Below are 21,628 nucleotides of genomic sequence, written 5' to 3'. Positions count from 1 at the left end.
ATTTTCAGTCTTCAAAAAGCTTTGTCCCAACGGCTGAAGAGGCTATCGAGGCCGCGGCCTTCTTGAGCCTGCACAAGCTCTCACCGAACAGTTTCCGTGCCAGGGAAGTTTTTGACTGCATCACCATCAACGGCGGATGCGCAATCTCTCTGCCAAATGCCCCTGCAATAGGTCTCAATCGTATTCTCGGCTTGGGTACGGTCAATGATCTGGATAAGGCATATGACTGGATGCAGGGCAGGGCCGGCAACAGGTATCTGCAATTGAACCTTGAAGCCGTTGCGGATGATGTGAGAAGCTGGGTGAGCACAAAGGGACTTCATGAACATGGTCCCGGCTGGTCGAAGCTTACCCTAGACGCGTCATTACACAGCATCGATATGCCAGTTCGTGTCAGCACCCGAACGGTGCGCGCCGCCGAAGCTCCGCAGTTCGGATCAATGATGTGTAGCGGGTTCAGCTTTCCACCGACTCTGTCGGCCTTTTGGTCGGCCATCGTCGGGAAAGAAGGATGGTTGTGTTTTTTTGCCCTGGACGGTGAAACGCCTGTCGGCACCGGCGCCATCTATGTGTCAGGTTCATATGCATGGTTGGGAGGAGGTACGACAGTGCCTGAGTTTCGAAATCGCGGCGCTCAAAAGGCGCTCATCGCGGCTCGCATTAACGAGGGTATCGCGAATGGCGTGTCTACATTCGTGGTTGAAACAGAGGCGCCATCAATTGGCAGACCCAACATTTCCTATGAAAACCTGAGAAAAATTGGATTTCGACACGCATACGATCGTAAGAATTTCAAGCTGTAGTTCAGAACTGACCGTCCTGACAGAACACGTCAGTCTTGAAGCACAACGACGAAGACACATTCAAGCCACGATAGAAGACGGTGTGAGTCTATTGCCAGCTGTTGCTTGTGCGTAAAGCCCAATTTGCCTGACTAAGGCGTGGTGAACCATTTGCCGCTGCGCTTCCCGCAACTGGCCGGTTCTGCGCATCCGGGCGTGCTGCCGGCAATGGAACGCGTGCTCCGCTCTGAAGGCTGACCTGACGAAGTCCACCAGAATTATAGGAGGAATTCTGCGGCACTGCGTGATCGGTCGCAAAAGTCTCTTCTATGCCTGAACGTATAATTTCTTCGGTAATGACCGGCGCCGCCGCTGGATTCGGTGATGCAGAAGCGACCTGCACAGCATCAGCATCAGCATCAGCAGAAGCATTGTTTTCCAGTGGTGTCACTGCCTGTGTCTGGGTCGGTGTCACCGACGCGCTCGCCACTTGTGTCCCTGTCGTGGCTGCAGCTGACGCTTCTGCAATGATCGATGAAGATAGGGCAGGGTTCTGCTCTGGATCATTGGACGAGTAGGCAAGTATGTAGCTGTTGGCAGGCTTGGGCGCTACGGTTTGCAGATTGCCGTCTTCGTCTCGCTTCTCGTAGAATACATTACCGCCTGCTGCAGCAACGTAATGCATGTTGTTATAGGGGAAAGTGTACCCCTCGGTATGGAAGAACATGGCATTCTTCACGTCAGGATGGCGGGCGCCCTTAAGAACAGCATCTGCAGCAATGTTGAGGCTGGGTGCGGTGGACTCATCCATTTTGCGTGTCATCACACCAGGTGCAAATTGATTCTTCTGGCTGACAACGCCACAGATGCTCTCAGGATAGATGCCGGATGTGAGCCGGTTCATAATGACGCTACCGACAGCAAGGAACCCGTTCTCGCTTGACCGTTTCGACTCGAAGTACATCGCGCGCTTCAAACATTCACGATCTTTGTTCGTATAGCTGTAAACCGTTTTTTGACCCTCAACGGGCAGCTTGGTCGACTGGTGACTGGTGTCCACAGAAACGGTCTGTGCGCTCGTGCATGCAGAAAGCAGCATTGCTGTCGAAAGGCATAAAGCTGCCCTGGCAACAGCCGTCTGTAACTTTATCATCGTGCCGCCCAAAAATTTCAGAATATACACGTGGTAGGAATAACATACCTAAAAGCTAAAACTTTATCAATGCCCTACCAGAAACGCAAAAATATCTGAAATTCCATTCCCTTAAGAAGTTCGCCCGACTTATGGAGATCGAACCGCGTCATCATGCTGCAACTATTTGATGAGTCTATAAATGAGCGGAACGACACTGTCGCAACCACACTATTGCTGCCCAAACGTGGCATACGTTTCGGAGAAGTGTGACACGCCTGAAGATGCAAAACCACAAACTACGTGGTTTTTTACCTCACGTGGTAGGATGCCTTACTTGCGGGGTAGGCGTGGGGCTGGCCATCTTGCAGAATGAAGCCCTTGCGCGACATGCACCGGCGTATCTCGGCAGAACCGTAGTCTCCACCGTAAAAACCAACCCGTTGATGTCTGTAATATCCCTCATAGCTGCAGTGGTCGAGAGCGGCGCGATAGGCGGCTTCAAGCACTGGATCACCCGCCACCGGAACAGCGCCGTAGAGATGCCAGTTGTTGTGCGCCTGAGCCGCTGCTGCCGAAAGGCCAACACCCAATACCACGCTTAAAACAAGCTTCAGTTTCATCTGATGTCTCCAAAGGAATTATCACCAAACAGAACGGCAATTTCGACCGATTTGTTCCACCGGTTGTACCGCTGCAGCTCTCTTTGCGCAGGAGCACCAATGCTATGTTATCAAAACAGGTCGATGACAGCTGCTTGCGGTTTTATTTGCCTCAAATTGCGCCAAAACCTACAATCATATGGGATGAATGCAGCTGGGAGCTGCGTGGCTTTTTGCCATAATCACAGTCGGGGAGTTTTTATGATCGCCACCAAACGCATTCTTCCAGTCGTCTTTTTCGCACTTGTTTCAACCACAGCCTTTGCTGCCGTCAATGGACCCGTCAAGTCAGTGACGCTGTCGTCCGGGGGACTGGCGGAAATTGTCCGGTCCGCTGAGGTGGGGCAGGATTCTGAGATCACCATTGAGGTGCCGCTCGACCAGATCGATGATGTTCTCAAAAGCCTTGTGGTTCGGGACAAGGAGGGCAGGGTCAAGAACCTGTCGCTGGCTGGCCCGAACCCACTAGAAGAAACCTTCCGCACATTGCCGTTCAAGGCATCCGATCTCTCCTCCATGCCGAAGCTACTGGATGCCATCAAGGGAACGCGGGTGAGGGCCGGCGACAAACAGGGCGTTGTTCTTGGTGTCACGGCTAGTGAAAATGAAAAGACGGCAAAGAGCTGGCAACTATCACTGATGACCGATGACGGCGAAATCGCCATGGCGGCGATACCCGGCACCAAGGTTGAAATTCTCGATGCTGCCGTCAAAGACAAACTCAAGACCGCAATGGATGTGATTGCCAAGGGCAACACGGATGGCGCGCGAACCGTGACCCTGAAACTGGATGGCGCAGCCCAAAGGGAGGTTGATATCTCCTATGTCGTGCCAGCGCCCATCTGGAAGACATCTTATCGCCTTGTCACCAGCAAGGAAGGTGAGGTGCGCCTACAGGCGTGGGCGGTGTTTGAAAATGCCTCCGGAGAGGACTGGAACAGTGTTGGCGTCACGCTGTCGTCCGGCAAGCCGGTCACTCTCAAACAGGCGCTCCATCGGCACTTCATGCATGAGCGCATAGAGGTGCCAGTTGATACTGTCGCAGCTGGCCTGCCAGCGGGGTCGATGGCAAAACCCATGGTGGCGAGAAACAGCATGGGCGGTGCAGATTTTCTGGCATCCGCCCCTATGGCAGAGGCAATGGCTGCTGAAGCGCCGGCACCGTTTGCCATGGCAAGCGGCCAAGAGGCCAGTGCTGCCGAGCAGGATGTAACATCAACTTTCGCGCTGCAAGGCAGCTATGACATCAAGAATGGCGACACGATCTCTGTGCCGATCCTTGATCAGGGCGTGAAGGCAGAAATGGTTTCGCTTTACCGGGCCAGCATGGCCGGTGAACATCCGGTGGCAGCGGCACTGATTGAAAACAATGCCGGCATCAGCCTGCCGCCCGGCATCATGACGGTTTATGACGACAGTGTCGGTTATGTTGGGGACGCCCAAATCAATGGCCTCCCACGCGACCAGAAGCAATCGGTCAGCTTTGCCGTGGACCAGAAGGTCAATATCGGTACTGCGGTGAAAACAAGCCAGAACATTGTCAGCCTGAAAGTTGTCGATGGCATGATCCAGACTAAGTCCTCGACTGTTGAGGTAGCGACCTACGACATAACAGGTGCGCAAGACGGTGAGCGCATAGTCGTGGTCGAGGTTCCAAAACGCAGCGGCTGGACGTTTAGCGCTGAGGGACAGGACGAAGCGACAGCCAGTGACTACCGCATCAAAACCAGCCTGAAGGCCGGCGAAAAAAAGACGGTCGAAACCCGCTATGAGTTGGTCAATGACGAGACAGTCTCACTGATTGATGCTGACGCCTTTAGGCTGGTTGCTTGGCAGGAGGCTGCCGCAGATGACGAGACGAAGGCCAAACTGATCGAACTTGCCGATGCTCGCCGCAGCCAGAATGACGCGCAATTGAAGCTGCAGGTGCTTGATGAGGATTATAGCCGCACGTCAGAGGAACAGGCGAGGGTGCGTGAGAATCTGCAGGCCGTCGGCGATGGCGATACGAAAAACCGCTTCGACAAGCAGCTCAACGTGCTGGAGGACAAACTGACCGCAATCGAGGGTCAACGGGTAGAACAACGCAAGGTGCTGGAAGATTTCACCGCGAAAGTTGGTGACATTATCAGGACATTCTGAAGCGATTTACCGCAAAGTGAGAGGATGCGGCGCAAGCGCTTCATATGCATGCCTGACTAACTGGACCAGAGAGCAAGTGAGTGCCGACAAGGGCGTTCGGCACACCTCGGCTATTTGAACCTCAGGCCCCGCGCCTGTCGACGCCGGTCGAACTGGAGCCCGCCAAAACATGGCTGGCTTCCCGACGTTGCAGGACATGGTGGCTTTCGGCCAATATCTCACGATATCTCTGAATCTTGGCCGTTTTCATTCTGATAAGATCATCCTTCGATACGGAGGAGTGATGCATCGGGACCACCGCTTCGTTCTCCAAAAGGTCCAGTAACAGATTTCGCATCACAGCGTTTTCCTCACGGATTTTTGCAAGTTCAATAGCTTTGCCACTCGAGGCAAATTTGCTTGCGATGACCTCCTCGATATCCTTTTCGGCAACGACGGTCTTGGCGGCGTAATAACGACAGACAAAGAATGTTGTGACCAGTGCGCAAATCGCAACGATAACGTAGAACATTTCGACCTCCAGGTTATCCTGAATGTCGATATTCACGAGGCAATTTTCAATACACGGCCCACGGCCTAATATCGATCAGCGACCTCCGAGAGGCTGCGCAGCTTGGTGATGACCGCCGTAAGCTCTCTTGATCGCGATCTGGCGGAGACGACAAGACAGTCGTGCGACATCAACGAATAAGGCGCGCTTTAAACTCGTTTCTCGTTAGTCTTCTTTGGGCTTCGGACGTTGAGTGTAACTGACGTTCTTATTGATTGGAGCATGACAGGTTTCGTCTCTCCGATACTAGCAAGCCGCCTTACAAACTTAAGAAGAACAAAATGCATAAACGAAACAGCACGCCTCAAGACTGAAAACATCTGGCTGGATTCAAGCCACCGTTACGGATTGATCAGCCGGGCGCTGCATTGGATCATGGCGTACCTGCTGTTCTTTATTGCATGTCGCACTTGGAAATAGAATGTACCCCGGCTATATGCATTGTGGCAGAGGAGTTGAAATGTCCGCCGCTGTGCAAAGTAGAAATGTCCAATTGAGGCGTCTCAGCCGTTCAGACATGCCACACTGACACCGCAGATCAGCCCCCGACCGAACCAGCTCTCCGATTGCAAGGAGAGGGCGGGGGCGGGTGATGAAACACCCTTTCGGCTGAGCTCTAGAACTCTTCACTCCGCCGCTTGCTGCTGCGACAACGCTTTCCGTCGCCGTGCAATGACGGCCGGATCGTTCGTGAAGTCTTTCCGACGACCGGGTCCACGAGCGCGTTTGATGTAGCCATTTTTATCGCTGCTGCTCTTGACCTCAGGCGCGGGGCGCTCGTCCTGGCGTTCTTTGATATAGGCCAGAATATCTCCAAGCCGCTTGTTCTCGGTGATCGCCGCATGCGTCACGCGTTGATCCTTGTCGAACACCGTGTAGGGCAGGGAATACCCTTTCCAGCGCACGTCCAGTCGACCATCCGTATAGGCATAGGTCTCAACATATTTGCCAACAAGGCCGCGCGTGACGTCAGTCTCCTCAAGCATGATGCGTTTGCGTTCATAGGAGAATGTCAGCTGTGATCCAACATAACGCTGTTCACGCTTGCAAAGGATATCGGATAAGCGATCCGGTGCGAGATTAACCGGTCGGTGCAGGTCATCAGATCGGGCAGGGACGACCGCAAATCGTGCGTTATAATCGTCCATGAAGTCAGGCAAAAATGCATTACCGGCGTCCATCGTGTCGATGCCAGCCAATCGCAACTCCTTGACCAGCCGATCCTGCAATGTCCGGTTCATCCGTTCCACACGGCCTTTCGCCTGGCTGGAATTTGCACAGAGAATCTCGATATTTAACTCACACAGCGCCCGCCCGAACTGGGTCATTCCCTGGCCACCTTTGGCGTCCTTCTTTGCCACCCGGAACACCGAATGCTTGTCGGAATAGAAAGCAATCGGCGCACCGTGACGCTTGAGATAAAGCGCCAGCGCCTCGAAGTAGGTGAAGGCGCTCTCGGAACGCACAAAACGCAGCTGCATCAACCTGCCGGTCGCGTCGTCGACGAACACCAGCAACGAACACGCTGGCCCGCGATCCTCAAACCAACGGTGCTCAGAACCATCAATCTGCACCAGCTCGCCATAGGCCTCACGTCGAAGTCGCGGCTGGTGAAACCTCCGCCGCTGCTTGCGCGACAACCAAAGTCCAGCATCGACCATCCAGTGGCGAACCGTCTCACGCGAAACCTGCAGGCCATCACGCTCGGCAAGCTTCTCGGTCGCCAGGGTCGGTCCGAAATCCGCATAACTCTCCCGAACGAGCGCCACAGCGTAGTCGCGAATACCATCATTGATCCGGTTGTTCGACGGTCGACCAATGGCCTTGTGCCGGATCGACGCCGCACCACCAGTTCGGATCCGATCAAGCAGCCGGCGAACCTGACGCTCACTCAGGGCAAGTACATGTGCCGCTGATACCATCGTCATTCGACCGGCGATGACTTTCGACAAAACCTCGATCCGCCGCAAATCGCGCTCGCTCATCGTAATCAGTCCCATCTGCAATCTCCCAGGTGTCAATCAGACCCGGGGAGTGTGACATTCCAACTTTGCAGAAACAGGACACTTTAACTTTGCGGCTACATGCATTGTGGCAGAGGAGTTGAAATGTCCGCCGCTGTGCAAAGTAGAAATGTCCAATTGAGGCGTCTCAGCCGTTCAGACATGCCACACTGACACCGCAGATCAGCCCCCGACCGAACCAGCTCTCCGATTGCAAGGAGAGGGCGGGGGCGGGTGATGAAACACCCTTTCGGCTGAGCTCTAGAACTCTTCACTCCGCCGCTTGCTGCTGCGACAACGCTTTCCGTCGCCGTGCAATGACGGCCGGATCGTTCGTGAAGTCTTTCCGACGACCGGGTCCACGAGCGCGTTTGATGTAGCCATTTTTATCGCTGCTGCTCTTGACCTCAGGCGCGGGGCGCTCGTCCTGGCGTTCTTTGATATAGGCCAGAATATCTCCAAGCCGCTTGTTCTCGGTGATCGCCGCATGCGTCACGCGTTGATCCTTGTCGAACACCGTGTAGGGCAGGGAATACCCTTTCCAGCGCACGTCCAGTCGACCATCCGTATAGGCATAGGTCTCAACATATTTGCCAACAAGGCCGCGCGTGACGTCAGTCTCCTCAAGCATGATGCGTTTGCGTTCATAGGAGAATGTCAGCTGTGATCCAACATAACGCTGTTCACGCTTGCAAAGGATATCGGATAAGCGATCCGGTGCGAGATTAACCGGTCGGTGCAGGTCATCAGATCGGGCAGGGACGACCGCAAATCGTGCGTTATAATCGTCCATGAAGTCAGGCAAAAATGCATTACCGGCGTCCATCGTGTCGATGCCAGCCAATCGCAACTCCTTGACCAGCCGATCCTGCAATGTCCGGTTCATCCGTTCCACACGGCCTTTCGCCTGGCTGGAATTTGCACAGAGAATCTCGATATTTAACTCACACAGCGCCCGCCCGAACTGGGTCATTCCCTGGCCACCTTTGGCGTCCTTCTTTGCCACCCGGAACACCGAATGCTTGTCGGAATAGAAAGCAATCGGCGCACCGTGACGCTTGAGATAAAGCGCCAGCGCCTCGAAGTAGGTGAAGGCGCTCTCGGAACGCACAAAACGCAGCTGCATCAACCTGCCGGTCGCGTCGTCGACGAACACCAGCAACGAACACGCTGGCCCGCGATCCTCAAACCAACGGTGCTCAGAACCATCAATCTGCACCAGCTCGCCATAGGCCTCACGTCGAAGTCGCGGCTGGTGAAACCTCCGCCGCTGCTTGCGCGACAACCAAAGTCCAGCATCGACCATCCAGTGGCGAACCGTCTCACGCGAAACCTGCAGGCCATCACGCTCGGCAAGCTTCTCGGTCGCCAGGGTCGGTCCGAAATCCGCATAACTCTCCCGAACGAGCGCCACAGCGTAGTCGCGAATACCATCATTGATCCGGTTGTTCGACGGTCGACCAATGGCCTTGTGCCGGATCGACGCCGCACCACCAGTTCGGATCCGATCAAGCAGCCGGCGAACCTGACGCTCACTCAGGGCAAGTACATGTGCCGCTGATACCATCGTCATTCGACCGGCGATGACTTTCGACAAAACCTCGATCCGCCGCAAATCGCGCTCGCTCATCGTAATCAGTCCCATCTGCAATCTCCCAGGTGTCAATCAGACCCGGGGAGTGTGACATTCCAACTTTGCAGAAACAGGACACTTTAACTTTGCGGCTACAATGCATAAATCGCATAACCTTGATTATGGAACTTATCTATCAAGCCGCAATCGGCTTCATCTAGTGTAAAAACGGAACCAAGTATGGCCTAAACCAGCTTTCTCGGCCCCTCGACTTTTGCCACCTCCCGGCGACCCTTGAGCAGATTCGTAACTTCCGCCCAACCCAGCGCATAACTGCTCGTATTTTTTCACCAAGTCCATCCTCCGAGTTTTCCTCTTACATACTCAAATTCCTCTTTCGTTACGATGTGCGTAATGCTTCCGCCGCAATGCCTAGCAGCAATAAAACAAAGCACGTAAACGCCTTCGACAAGTTCAATTGTCGAACAGTCACCTTTAATTAAGGATGTCCGAAAATATAGGTTCTTGAATCTGCGGACAATTGGTTTTTCCACATTCAAATAGTGTCATTTTTCTTCTCCAACGGCGCGGATAAGACAATTGTTAGATAATGGTGTCAGTGCTTTGGCAGTGCTCACTCACTTCCGGGCGCATAACACGTCGGATCGCTAAATCCGTTCCAATATTTCCAAAGGCGTCTGCAGCTTGGACACTTGAGTATGTGATTGAACTCATCGTAAAGCTCCTCAGCATGGATCCATATCTTTGAACCTATCATAGTTCCTATCTGATATCGCTAGCCACTCTATGGGACTTGGAATTTCGCCAAATCGAAGGCGCGTACCGCATTTACATATTATTGATGGCATTGAATCTTCCGTAATCCGCACGAGCGAGCCTGCTTACAACTCGTGGCAACTACAACTCCGTTGATATTTCATAAAGCTTTGCCAGCAGCGTTCCGGACATCCCTGTAAACCCGGCTAGTTTCCAGGCGAGAAAAAATTCATGAAAAGAACAGAGGACATGCTTTCCCTTTTCAATGGGGCCAGAAATGTAGCTGAACTCTGCGACGAATTCGAGACGCTGGATGGTTATTCCGCGAAGCCGGTTAGAATGCCTGTCAACTTTCTCTAGGGCATCGACATCCGCGGATTGGTTCTGGGCAGTCAACATTCGCGCTGTGTCTAAAGCGAAGCCGTTATCTATCAGTTCAACTGCACATGGCCTCCTTAGTCGTACAAGTGAGACCTCTCAGGTTTGCTCAACATCCCGCCCGGCTTACAAGACAGCGGAGCGTGAGTTAGGCGTTTTCGATTGGTTGAACAATGACCACGAAAACAATGAAAGCGAAGCCATTCGCATCACACCAAAACTCCTGCCAACTAACGGAAAATAGAGATCGAATCTCCAACTACAAAATTTCTGCGAGCGGTGCGAACCCGCGCGAATAAACTCCATAATCTCGAATGACCAAAATATTTTAGATGATTGCCGCGGCTGAAAGCGTATGACAATACGCGTTTCTCTTAAAATACTGGAATCACGGGCGCTGGTGTCACTTCAATACAATATATATGCGCATTTTAACGAAGTATTATAATTATCATGGCGGAAGGTGTTATTTTGCTCTACATGGAGCACAAAGACTAACAGTACTGCGTTTTGGGGACATGTATGATCTGGAGAACATCAAAATCTCTGATTGCAGTTGGAGTTGCTAGCGGAGCAATTAATATCCTGAACCTGACAGGATCATTGTTCATGCTGGAAGTGTATGATCGCGTCCTGCCGAGCAAAAGCATACCTTCACTTTTGGCACTATGCTTGCTCGCTCTTACCTTATTTGCCTTTCAAGCACTCTTCGACATTGTGCGCGGGAGGATCATGACGCGCACGGCAAATCTCATGGAGGAACGGCTCAGTTCGCGGGTATACGAATCCGTCGTCCAATCGCCACTTGTTCAATCATCGCGCGGCGATCCAACACAACCAATTACGGACCTAGACAACATACGGACATTTCTGTCGGGGCAAGGACTAAGTGCATTCTTCGATTTTCCTTGGCTTCCGGTATACCTCTTCATCTGTTTTCTACTCCACCCACTGATAGGGTTGACGGTTTTGATCGGCGCCGTAATCCTCGTTATTTTGGCGGCATTGACTGAATGGTCAACGGCGCGACTTAACGAGAATGCCTACAATTTGAGGGGGCAGCGGAACGCTTTCGTGAGTAGCAGTTTGCGAAGTGCTGAAGCCGCGAAGGCCATGGGCATGATCGACGCAATGTCTGCGATATGGCGTGAACGTCAAAGTGCATTGCGAAGTGAAACCAGTCACGCCTCTGACATAATCGGTGGATTTGCCGCTTCATCCCGCACTATTCGCATGGTCTTACAATCAGGTGTAATGGCAGTCGGCGCCTATCTCGTCGTGATGGGGGAAGCTTCGGCTGGCAGTATCATCGCTGGATCAATTTTGTCTGCCAAGGCGCTCGCACCCGTTGAGCTCGGGATAACGAACTGGCGCAGCTTCACCTCGGCGCGGCATGGCTGGGCACGGCTGCAGTCCTTTCTAAAGAATGCTCCGAGTTCCAAGGTGGAGACGACCCTGCCAACTCCCCAACATGAATTGTCACTCGAAAACGTAACTGGAGGCCCACCCAGTGGACGAGTGACTGTTTCTGATGTCTCGTTTTCACTAGAAGCGGGGGATGCTCTTGGGATTATTGGGCCCAGCGGGTCCGGCAAATCGACGCTTGCGCGCATGATTGTTGGGATCTGGCGGCCTCTGCATGGCACAGTTCGATTTGACGGAGCCAGCATTGATCAGTGGCGCCCGCGAGACATTGGAAAAAGTATCGGCTACTTACCCCAATCGATTGAGCTCTTTCCAGGAACGATCAGCCAGAATATCGCCCGGTTTGACCCAAGTGCAGATTCCACCTCAGTCGTTTCTGCCGCACGCGCGGCGGGTGTCCACGAGTTGATTGTCACCTTGCCTCAAGGCTACGACACGCGAATTGGTGATGGAGGCGAAGCTTTGTCCATGGGGCAGATGCAGCGGGTTGCGCTTGCTCGTGCCCTGTATGGCGATCCCTTTGTTGTGCTTCTTGACGAACCTAACTCCAATCTCGACAGGGATGGGGATCTTGCTCTGAGCGAAGCAATCGCATCCGTCCGAGCTCGCAAAGGTATCGTCATGATCATCGCCCATCGGCCGAGTGCACTGGAAAATGTGAACAAGGTCATGGTCATGGCCTTTGGTCGAGTTCAGAACTTTGGTCACCGCGATCAGTTTCTGCGCCCAGCTGCATCCAATGTGCGTCCAATAAACGGCGGTCCCGCTCCAAAGGAGATTGCCAATGCTACAGATTGAAACGCGTGATCAATCAAAAGCAGTACAAGATAACAACGACACTTCTCTGCAGCGCTCGCTTAGAAGGCACTTCGTTATCGTAGCTGCTCTGTCCGTTTCGCTCGTTATAGGAATCGGTGGGTGGGCTGCCACGACGGAACTTTCAAGTGCTGTCATCGCACCGGGCCGCGTCGTGATTGAAGGTAACGCCAAGGACATCCAGCACTTGGCGGGAGGTATCGTCAGCGAGATTCTCGTTAAAGAAGGAAACGAGGTGGCGGCTGGCGACATTTTGCTCCGTCTTGATCCAACTGTCGCAAAGGCAAATCTATCGATTGTGGAAAGCGCGCTAGCGAGATTGTATGCTCGCCGGGCTCGACTCATCGCCGAAATAAACAAAAAAAGCATACTGACTGTTTCCGAAGGTCTGTTTGCATTTATTGACCCTGCGGCGCGGGAAATGATCATTGCAAGTGAGACTGGCATCCTCGAAAGCGGAGCAAATGCACGCGAAGGATCTCGCCGTCAGCTTGAGATGCGAAAGCAGCAATTATCAGACGAAGCTAAAGGGCTCGCATCTCAGCTTGCCGCAGTGCAAGAGCAGGCCGAGTTGATTACCGAAGAGGCCGAACGAAGCGCCGCTCTTTTTCAAAAACGCATCATCACCCTTCAGCGCTTCAACCTCTTGAAGAGGCAGAAAGCCGACCTTGGAGGGCAACTTGGGCAGCTGGCTGCACAGAAGGCCCAGATTGAAGGTAAAGCAAGTGAAATTGACCTGCAGATACTCCAGCTCGAAAGAGATCACTCAACACAAGTGGCGGAAAATTTGACCGCTACCGAGGCAAGCATTGTTGAATACGAAGAGCGGAGAGCGGCAGCACTCGACCAATTTAAGCGCCTCGAAATTTCTTCGCCTGTTCAGGGGCGGGTACACCAGATCACGATCAACAATATAGGAGCAGTCGTCCAACCCGGAGCAGTGTTGATGCGCGTTGTCCCGGATCGGCAGGACTTTGAGATTGAAGTCCGGCTCACTCCGAAAGACATTGACCAAATACATATTGATCAAAGTGCGGATATTAGGTTTACAGCGTTTAATCTGAGCGTCACGCCTGACATGCCAGGTAAAGTCGTGTTTGTGGGACCCGATCTACAGGTAGATGGCCGCACAAATGAGCCTTACTATGCAGTAAAGCTGCGGATAGATGCAGCTAACGCGGCAGCACTCAGTGGAAAAGGGCTTTATCCGGGCATGCCAGCCGAAGTCTTCATAAAGATAGCGGACAGGAACGTTGCCTCATATTTTACTAAACCCCTATCCGACAGGTTCTCAAAAGCGTTCCGCGAAGAATAAAAATGAATCATTCTGGGTCAGTAAAACACATGATCTTTTAAGATACACTTCGTTTTCAGTTGCGTCGCCTCAATTTGGCGTATAATAAGTTACCCATTAGTAATTATAACCGCACTAATTATGATCAAGTGTAATTTTAGTGATTAACCAGGGAGAAACAACATGGCATTTACCGTAAAATTCGGTAACGGCGGCGCATCCACCGTCAAGGATTTGACTGAGTCAGCAGCTGCAGTAAACAATCTTCTTACCAACGAAACAGCGGCCAACACGACCACACTGGGACAGGCATTTCCAGATTCGACTGTTGCCGTGCAGGGCGGCGGAAATGTCGACGTTGGATTTGATACTTCTTTGAATGGCTTCAGCTTCGACGTTTCCGGCGCTTGGAATTCGGTCAAGAACGTGCTCGTAGAGTCGAACACTGCACAGACAATTTCGGTCAAGGACTTTGTTCACGCTGACATTATTCTCGGCGGAACAGGCAACTCGACTGTCGAAGTCCTAAACGTCAAGCGCGCGAATGTGGTGACAGGTGATGGCAACGATCACGTACACCTCTCGCTTTTGTCTAATGATGGCGGATGGGTCAACGAAACCGTCATTAAAACTGGTAAGGGAGACGATTACATCGTCATCACCCAAGGACAGAGCCTTAAGGATATTGGCGGCATTACAAAAGCTGGCGCATCCAACGGCGGTAACGGCATCACCGACGGTTCCAACACCACTGTGTATATTGATGCCGGCGACGGCAACGATACGATCGACCTTAGTGCAGTGTCGTTGAAATCCTCAACTGTTATCGGCGGCAAGGGTAAAGACTTGATGAGCGCCAGTGGCGGCGCTGATACATTTGTCTTCAACCTTGGCGATACGGGCAAAAAGCTGTTGTCCGCAGACGTCATTGTTGGTTTTGACGTCAACGCAGATAAACTGCAGCTCAAGGGTACTAGCGCGAGCGATTGGTCATTCGGTGAGTCCGAGGGCAGCACCGTAATCAGCTACAATAAGGCTGGCGAGCACTTTGGTGAGAAGATCGTGCTTGAAGACGTGCTGATCACCTCTGCTCCAAGCAGCTGGTTGTTCGCTTAACAATACAACGGGATGACGTCCTTGCAGCGCAAGGACGTCATCTTTTCTTATATTCAGTCGCTATATTCGATAAGCATGATCGCGATTGCATTTCATGACCGCTTCTTCGAAGCTTAATGCGGGAACATTTCCTAATTGCCGCGAAAAAATCACGATAATTCGCAAAAATATCAAATAGCTGCCTACATTGCATAGCGTATATCGCCATGAACGCACGAGTTACTGGTGAGCGGCAGACGCCTTAGCGTTTCTTGGAAAGCCTTGAGTTCTAATAGGCTTCTTAATTGCCGCCGTTATAAGAAAACTTTAGGGACACTATAGCACGCTTTTTCGGTAATCCGAAACCGCCGATTCGGATAGTCGGGGCCGGCAGACGCCGCTAGGCCAATAGCCTAGAATGCACCGCTCCCTAACAATGCATTTTAAAGAAGATTTCAAAAACACAAGCACCGCATTCGGCGGCCAGCCAACGGAGTACCCCCTATACGCAGAGTGGGGATCAAGATTTAGTACCCGACCACACACTAAGGCTGAGTAGACTGCGCTTGGCTAGTGGCTTAATCGGCTTAACCGGCTTAACCGGCTTAACCTATTGAATATTTCACTCAACAACCATCGCGACTACAACATACCGCAAACGTATTGTTTGCCGGAAACGAACCTAACGGCCCCAAACGGGGCTTTCCGCAACCTAATATCGCGATTTGGCATAATGCTGCCCACAAAAACTCTTGTCGCCAGCCGTCTCAACCAGCAATTCCGTTACCTCGATTCTCTGCATTGGTTTCATCGAGAAGCTTAGCGACTGATCATTATCTTCCAGAAAGGTATCAATCAGCAGACGTGCTAGATTGGCAAAGTCAAATATCATTACCTTCTTCAAAACCAACCTGATCGTCTGCCGCCAGCGGACGCGAGGCATCATCGAAACAGGAATTTTTCCCTGAAATCCGATTTGAAGCGACGATAGGCGCAGCCTTCTCAAAAGATCTGCACAATTTCCGCCGAGCGCCTTCACACGCACCCACACAAATATTTGTCGCGCACATAATTTAAATTTGACGCGCGTAAATTTTTATGGTCTTGATGCCGCTGCGGTCGAAACCGGGGAGGGTCTGCCACTTCGACCGCTAATCAAAAACAGGCCCGCGCCGAAAACGTTTCGGGAGGAAAGAATGATCCGCAATCGTATTTTGAAGTCTGTTTTCGCACTTGGCATGCTGTCTGTTGCAGCCGTTTCCGCACATGCGGAAGGTATTGGTGCTTCGCTTCTCACACAGCAGCACCCCTTCTACATCGATCTCGCAAACGCGATGAAGGATGAAGCCAAGGCAAAGAATATTTCGCTTGAAGTGTCCATTGCCAACCAGGATCTCAGCAAGCAGCTTGCAGACGTTGAAGACTTCATCGTCAAGGGCGTAGACGTCATCGTTATTTCGCCGGTTGATAGCCAGGGCGTACTCGCCGCTATCAACAAGGCTGAAAAGGCTGGCATCAAGGTCATCACCGTTGACGTTCCTGCCAAAGGCGCAAAAGTTACCTCGCACATCGGTACCGACAACTACACCGGTGGTGTGAAGGCTGGCGAACTGATGGCGAAGGAACTCGGCAACAAGGGCAACGTCGCAATCATCGACTACCCGACCGTTCAGTCGGTTGTGAACCGCGTTGAAGGTTTCAAGAAGGCGATTGCTGAACATCCTGATATGAAGATCGTCTCGATCCAGACCGGCATCACGCGCGCTGAAGCCCTGGCTGCTGCACAGAACATGCTGCAGGCAAACCCTGACATCAACGGCATCTTCGGTTTCGGTGATGACGCAGCTCTCGCTGCTGCCGTTGCTGTAAAGGCTGCCAACCTCGAAAGCCAGGTCAAGGTCATCGGCTTTGACGGTATGGAAGAGGCCCGCAAGGCAGTTGACTCCAACCCGGTGATGGTTGGCGTTATCCAGCAGTTCCCTGACCAGATGGGCAAGGCCGCTGTTGACACAGCCGCCAAGGTTATTGCTGGCGAGGAAGTTCCTGCGGACCAGCCAATCGTACCTGGTGTTTACACCAAGAAGTAAGCCTCCCAAGGCTGGCTGGCCCTTGTCTTCAGGGCAATTGGCCACGCTATTCGACGGTCCCGCGCTTCCCCCCAATCTCCCTTGCGCGGGACCGTTGAATAAAATTACAAAAAGAAGACGCAACAGGTTTGAGGAGACGCCGCATGGCAGACGCCGGCACGGACACTGTTCTCCAGATCAGCAATGTCACCAAAACATTCGGCACCGTTACGGCGCTGAAGGATATGCGGCTCAACGTCAGGCGTGGCCGTGTGCATACACTGCTGGGCGAAAACGGTGCAGGAAAATCAACGCTGATGAAGATTTTGGCCGGTGTTTACCAGCCAAGCTCCGGCGACCTTCGTCTGGACAACCAGCCTTACCAACCAGCCAACCCGCAGGATGCGGCACGTTTGGGCCTGACCATCGTGTTTCAGGAACTGAGCCTGTGCAACAACCTGACCGTGGCTGAAAATATTCTGGCAACGCGCGAACCGTCCTTTGCCGGCTTCATCAACGACCGCGCACTTGAGACCAAAGCGCGCGCCATCGTGAAGGAACTTGGCTTGCCGATCGACGTATCGGACAAGGTCGGCGACCTTTCGATTGCCCAGCGGCAGTTGGTCGAAATTGCCAAAGGTCTTAGCATCGATGCCCGTGTGGTGGTGCTGGACGAACCCACCTCCTCCTTGAGCGACAGCGAAGCCGAAATTCTATTTGGCATCGTCGAGCGACTTAAGGCGCAGGGCGTCGCCGTCATCTATATTTCGCACCGCATGGAAGAAATCATGCGGCTGAGCGACGATATCACCGTTGTCCGTGACGGCTGTTACATCACAACGCGTCAGCGTGAAGAGGCCACCATTGAAGAGCTCATCGCACTTATGGTCGGCCGCACGATGGACGAGATTTATCCGCAGCGCGAAACCCCTGCTCCGGAAGCATCGGTTGCGCCGATGTTGTCGGTAGAGGGCCTGGGACGCGAGGACGAATTCGAAAACATCAGCTTCGACGTGCGTCCCGGTGAAATTCTCGGTTTCTTTGGCCTGGTTGGTTCTGGACGCTCAGAGGTCATGAACGCGCTTTTCGGCATGAAACTGTCGACGGGCACGGTTCGTCTGAACGGTGAAACCGTCAAGATCAACTCGGCGGTCTCGGCCATTGAACATGGCATCGGTTTCGTGACCGAAAACCGCAAGGAAGAAGGCCTAGTTCTCAGCCAGAGTGTGGAATCCAACATCAGCATGGCCGCGCTGCAAAGCTTTGCGGGCAAGTTCGGATTTCTGCGGCGGAAGGAAGAGCGCCGTTCCGCCAATGCGGAAGTGGCGCGCCTTTCCATCAAGACCGCATCGCTGGAAACAACGGCGGGCTCTCTTTCCGGTGGCAACCAACAGAAGATCGTTCTCGCGAAGTGGTTGCTTACCAAACCTAAGGTTCTGATCCTTGACGAACCAACCCGTGGCGTCGATGTCGGCGCCAAATTCGAAATCTACAAGATCATTCGCCAGCTTGCGGCCGAGGGCACAGCTATCCTGCTGATCTCATCGGAATTGCCGGAAGTGCTGGGCATGAGCGATCGCGTCGTCGTGATGAACGAAGGCCGCATGATCGCAACTGCCAGCGGCGCAGATCTTAATCCTGAAACCATCATGACCTTCGCGACGGGGCACCAATCATGACCCAGACCAATTCTGTATCAGCCGCTTTTATGAAGATCATGAAGCAGTATGGCGGCATTCTTCTCGCGCTCATCATTTTGTGCGTTGTCTTTTCCTCTTATAATCAGCGGTTCATGTCGGTTGCCAACTTCATGAACATCCTGCAGCAGGTGGCAGTTATCGCCATCGCGGCCTTTGGCATGACCTGGGTCATTCTGCTCGGTGAAATCGACCTGTCTGTTGGCTCGATCATTGCCGTGGCCGGCATGGTCGGCGCGCAGTGTTTTGCCTTCGGCTTCGGTTTTTTCCCGGCCGTTCTGCTGACGCTATGTGCAGGTGCCATGATGGGCATGATCAACGGCACGCTGACGGCCAAGCTGCTGCTGCCATCCTTCATTGTAACCGTTGCGACAATGGGCATCTATCGCGGTCTCGTCAGCCTGCCGACCAATGGCGCGCCGGCAATGATCATGGATGAAAGCTGGACGGCAATTGGCGCCGACAGTTTCCTCGGTCTGCCGATCATTATCTGGATCGTAGTGGCACTCTTCCTGTTCAACCACATCCTGCTCAGCAAGACGACGTTCGGTCGCCGCGCTTATCTGATCGGCGGCAACAAGGAAGCAGCGCTTTATTCCGGCATTAAAGTTGATCGCATGAAGATCACCATCTTCATGATCTCCGGCATCATGGCCGCGATCTCCGGCATTCTTCTGTCGTCCCGCTTGTCATCAGCCCAGACCAACTCCGGTACAGGCGCTGAACTCGATGCGATTGCTGCAGCGGTTCTCGGCGGCACCAGCCTTGCTGGCGGCGTCGGAACCATGGTCGGCACGCTGATTGGTGCTTTGATCATCGGTGTGATGAACAACGGCATGAACATGCTGTCCGTGCCTTACTTCTACCAGCTCATCGCCAAGGGTCTGGTCATCCTCATTGCTGTCTGGCTCGACGTTCGCGCCAAGCAGGCAAAACGCTAATCCCGCATAAAAGACGATACCATGAGCAAGATACTGACCATCGGTGAAATCCTTGTCGAAATCATCGCGACAGATCGCGGAGACGGCTTCCGTGCGCCTGTTCCGCTGATCGGCCCCTTCCCTTCCGGTGCTCCTGCCATCTTCATTGATCAGGTGGGCAAGCTTGGCCAGCAATGCGCCATTATTTCGCGCGTCGGGGAAGACGATTTTGGTTATGTAAACCTCAACCGCCTCGAGGCAGACGGCGTTGATATCTCGGGTATCGAAGTCGATCCGCAGGGCACGACAGGCAGCGCCTTTGTGCGCTACCGTGAAGACGGAAGCCGGGCATTCGTGTTCAACATTCGCCACAGCGCATGTGGCCAGATCGGCCTCAACGACAAAACGCGGGCTCTGCTGGACGAATGCACCCATCTGCACGTCATGGGCACAGCCCTATACGCTCCAAGCGTGGTTGAAACCATTCTGGCAGCCATCGAGAGCATCAAGGCAAAGGGCGGAACTGTATCGTTCGATCCAAACCTCCGCCCTGAAATTCTGGGCAGCCTAGGCATGCGTGAGGCACTGACAACGGTTCTGTCAAAGACTGACCTCTTCCTGCCAAGCGGCGAAGAGTTGTTCCTGTTCGCCAATGCCAAAACCGAACAGGAAGCAGTAGCGGAACTTCTGGCCGGCGGCATCAAGGCCATTGTCTTGAAACGCGGTGAAAAAGGCGCGACCTATTTCGACGCACAGCAGACCATTTCGCAGCCCGGATTTGAAGTGGAGGAGGTCGACCCCACTGGTGCTGGTGACAGCTTTGGTGCGACATTCGTCACCTTCTGGCTGGCTGGGAAAGAACCATCGGCAGCGCTTACGCTGGCCAATGCCTCCGGTGCCCGTGCGGTTACCAAAGCAGGACCAATGGAAGGCGCCTCCACGCAGGCTGAGCTAGAAGACTTCATAGCGAATACGGCAAGGAAACAAGCATAATGAGCCAGAACCCACTTCTCGATATCGCCAAGTGGAAAGATCGTACCGGTCCTCGCGGCATTCCATCCATCTGCTCGGCCCACCCGCTGGTTATCGAAGCTTCGATGCTGCACGCACTGAAAGATGGCAATTACCTCCTGATTGAAGCGACCTGTAATCAGGTCAACCAGGATGGTGGTTACACGGGCATGACACCGGCAGATTTTCGCACCTTTGTCGAAAAGATTGCTGCAAACACTGGATTTCCATTGGAAAAACTGATCCTAGGTGGCGATCACCTTGGTCCTAACCCATGGAAAAACCTGGCTGCATCCGAGGCCATGGAAAAGGCACGTGTGATGATTGCAGCCTTTGCCAAGGCGGGCTTCACCAAACTTCATCTGGACACCAGCATGGGCTGCGCCGGTGAACCTGTTGCCCTTCCAGATGCAATTACTGCCGAACGCGCCGCAAACCTGGCGGCCGTTGCTGAAGCTGCCATCAGTGGTGATAACGGCATCAAACCGGTCTACATCATCGGCACAGAGGTGCCAATTCCAGGCGGAGCCATGGAAGAATTGGAGACGCTTGAGGTCACCTCACCGCAGGCAGCACTCGAAACTGTCAACATTCATCGTCAGGCATTTATCGATGCAGGCGTGGAAGAGGCTTTTTCACGCGCTATTGGCGCGGTCGTGCAGCCGGGTGTCGAGTTCGGCAACCACAATGTCATTCCGTATGTTTCGGAGGCCGCCCGCGACCTGAGTGCGACACTTGCAGACATGCCAGGTTTTGTCTTCGAAGCGCATTCCACCGACTACCAGACACAGGAGGCACTGTCGTCGCTGGTCAATGACGGGTTTGCCATTTTGAAGGTGGGGCCTGGCCTTACCTTCGCCCTTCGCGAAGCATTCTACGGCCTCGACCGCATAGCCGCATTCCTGTTTCCTAATCAGCGTAAGGAAAGCCTCATCGAAGTTATCGAGCGTGTGCTGACAGCAGATCCCAAAAACTGGGAAAAATACTACCACGGCACAGCAGACGAACAGCGTCTGCAGCGCCACTTCAGCTACAGCGACCGCATTCGTTATTACTGGCCAAATCCTGAAATTACTTCTGCAATCAATGCGTTATTTGCTCTGCTTGATGGATTGGAAATTCCGGAGACGCTTATCAGCCAGTACCTTCAGGGAAGTTATGAACGGGTTCGCGACGGCAAGGTGCGCCCTTACGCACATGACCTTTCCATTGCTGCAGTTGATGCCGTTCTGGACATTTATTTCAAGGCATGCCGCTCTTAAGGAGCGGCACAAAGCTTATCGTGTAAAATCATTCCGGCAGATT

At 53.2% G+C, this 21,628-nt stretch carries 16 protein-coding genes; 10 read left to right on the top strand and 6 right to left on the bottom strand.

What is annotated here, in order from left to right:
* The first annotated feature begins 62 nt into the window (after positions 1-62).
* Complete coding sequence (locus ACZ5FM_RS21465; protein WP_464040707.1) at positions 63-803, top strand: GNAT family N-acetyltransferase; 741 nt, start codon at positions 63-65, stop codon at positions 801-803.
* A gap of 88 nt (positions 804-891) precedes the next feature.
* On the opposite strand, the gene ACZ5FM_RS21460 is transcribed toward ACZ5FM_RS21465, so the two are convergent.
* Together ACZ5FM_RS21460 and ACZ5FM_RS21455 are read right to left on the bottom strand one after the other, a co-directional pair.
* Positions 892-1,965, bottom strand: coding sequence for a cell wall hydrolase (locus ACZ5FM_RS21460; RefSeq protein WP_464040706.1), 1,074 nt, complete (start codon positions 1,963-1,965; stop codon positions 892-894).
* A gap of 260 nt (positions 1,966-2,225) precedes the next feature.
* Complete coding sequence (locus ACZ5FM_RS21455) at positions 2,226-2,537, bottom strand: hypothetical protein (RefSeq protein WP_464040705.1); 312 nt, start codon at positions 2,535-2,537, stop codon at positions 2,226-2,228.
* A gap of 240 nt (positions 2,538-2,777) precedes the next feature.
* Between ACZ5FM_RS21455 and ACZ5FM_RS21450 the strand changes: the two genes are divergently transcribed.
* Positions 2,778-4,718, top strand: coding sequence for a DUF4139 domain-containing protein (locus tag ACZ5FM_RS21450; RefSeq protein ID WP_464040704.1), 1,941 nt, complete (start codon positions 2,778-2,780; stop codon positions 4,716-4,718).
* Positions 4,719-4,839: 121 nt separating this feature from the next.
* Here the strand turns inward: ACZ5FM_RS21450 and ACZ5FM_RS21445 are convergent, their stop codons facing one another.
* From ACZ5FM_RS21445 to ACZ5FM_RS21435, 3 genes are all read right to left on the bottom strand, one after another.
* Positions 4,840-5,265: a hypothetical protein gene (locus ACZ5FM_RS21445; protein ID WP_464040703.1), complete on the bottom strand. Its 426-nt coding sequence runs from the start codon at positions 5,263-5,265 to the stop codon at positions 4,840-4,842.
* 629 nt (positions 5,266-5,894) lie between these two features.
* Complete coding sequence (locus ACZ5FM_RS21440; protein WP_312951373.1) at positions 5,895-7,268, bottom strand: ISNCY family transposase; 1,374 nt, start codon at positions 7,266-7,268, stop codon at positions 5,895-5,897.
* 274 nt (positions 7,269-7,542) lie between these two features.
* Positions 7,543-8,916, bottom strand: coding sequence for an ISNCY family transposase (locus tag ACZ5FM_RS21435; RefSeq protein ID WP_312951373.1), 1,374 nt, complete (start codon positions 8,914-8,916; stop codon positions 7,543-7,545).
* Between the two features lie 1,605 nt (positions 8,917-10,521).
* On the opposite strand from ACZ5FM_RS21435, the gene ACZ5FM_RS21430 reads away from it, so the two are divergent.
* From ACZ5FM_RS21430 to ACZ5FM_RS21420, 3 genes are all read left to right on the top strand, one after another.
* Positions 10,522-12,222, top strand: a complete 1,701-nt coding sequence (locus ACZ5FM_RS21430) for a type I secretion system permease/ATPase (protein WP_464040702.1) — start codon at positions 10,522-10,524, stop codon at positions 12,220-12,222.
* Positions 12,209-13,555: an HlyD family type I secretion periplasmic adaptor subunit gene (locus ACZ5FM_RS21425; protein ID WP_464040701.1), complete on the top strand. Its 1,347-nt coding sequence runs from the start codon at positions 12,209-12,211 to the stop codon at positions 13,553-13,555. The genes ACZ5FM_RS21430 and ACZ5FM_RS21425 overlap by 14 nt, the downstream gene beginning before the upstream one ends.
* A gap of 162 nt (positions 13,556-13,717) precedes the next feature.
* On the top strand, positions 13,718-14,650 hold the full coding sequence (locus tag ACZ5FM_RS21420; RefSeq protein WP_464040700.1) for a rhizobiocin: 933 nt from the start codon (positions 13,718-13,720) through the stop codon (positions 14,648-14,650).
* A gap of 691 nt (positions 14,651-15,341) precedes the next feature.
* Here ACZ5FM_RS21420 and ACZ5FM_RS21415 read toward each other — a convergent pair.
* Entirely contained in the window at positions 15,342-15,521 is a 180-nt protein-coding gene (locus tag ACZ5FM_RS21415) for a hypothetical protein (protein WP_464040699.1), read from the bottom strand.
* A 304-nt stretch (positions 15,522-15,825) separates the two neighbouring features.
* Between ACZ5FM_RS21415 and ACZ5FM_RS21410 the strand changes: the two genes are divergently transcribed.
* From ACZ5FM_RS21410 to ACZ5FM_RS21390, 5 genes are all read left to right on the top strand, one after another.
* Positions 15,826-16,716, top strand: coding sequence for a substrate-binding domain-containing protein (locus ACZ5FM_RS21410; RefSeq protein ID WP_464040698.1), 891 nt, complete (start codon positions 15,826-15,828; stop codon positions 16,714-16,716).
* A 143-nt stretch (positions 16,717-16,859) separates the two neighbouring features.
* Entirely contained in the window at positions 16,860-18,374 is a 1,515-nt protein-coding gene (locus ACZ5FM_RS21405) for a sugar ABC transporter ATP-binding protein (RefSeq protein WP_464040697.1), read from the top strand.
* The gene (locus ACZ5FM_RS21400) at positions 18,371-19,333 is read left to right on the top strand and encodes an ABC transporter permease (RefSeq protein ID WP_192489155.1); all 963 of its coding nucleotides are present in this window, start codon (positions 18,371-18,373) and stop codon (positions 19,331-19,333) included. Before ACZ5FM_RS21405 ends, ACZ5FM_RS21400 begins: the two co-directional genes overlap by 4 nt.
* Positions 19,334-19,354: 21 nt before the next feature.
* Entirely contained in the window at positions 19,355-20,305 is a 951-nt protein-coding gene (locus tag ACZ5FM_RS21395) for a tagatose kinase (RefSeq protein ID WP_464040696.1), read from the top strand.
* On the top strand, positions 20,305-21,585 hold the full coding sequence (locus ACZ5FM_RS21390) for a D-tagatose-bisphosphate aldolase, class II, non-catalytic subunit (RefSeq protein WP_464040695.1): 1,281 nt from the start codon (positions 20,305-20,307) through the stop codon (positions 21,583-21,585). The genes ACZ5FM_RS21395 and ACZ5FM_RS21390 overlap by 1 nt, the downstream gene beginning before the upstream one ends.
* Positions 21,586-21,628: the final 43 nt, after the last annotated feature.

The sequence above is a fragment of the Agrobacterium sp. 5Ca50 genome (genome assembly GCF_055381905.1).
This window is presented reverse-complemented; position numbering and strand designations above follow the sequence as displayed.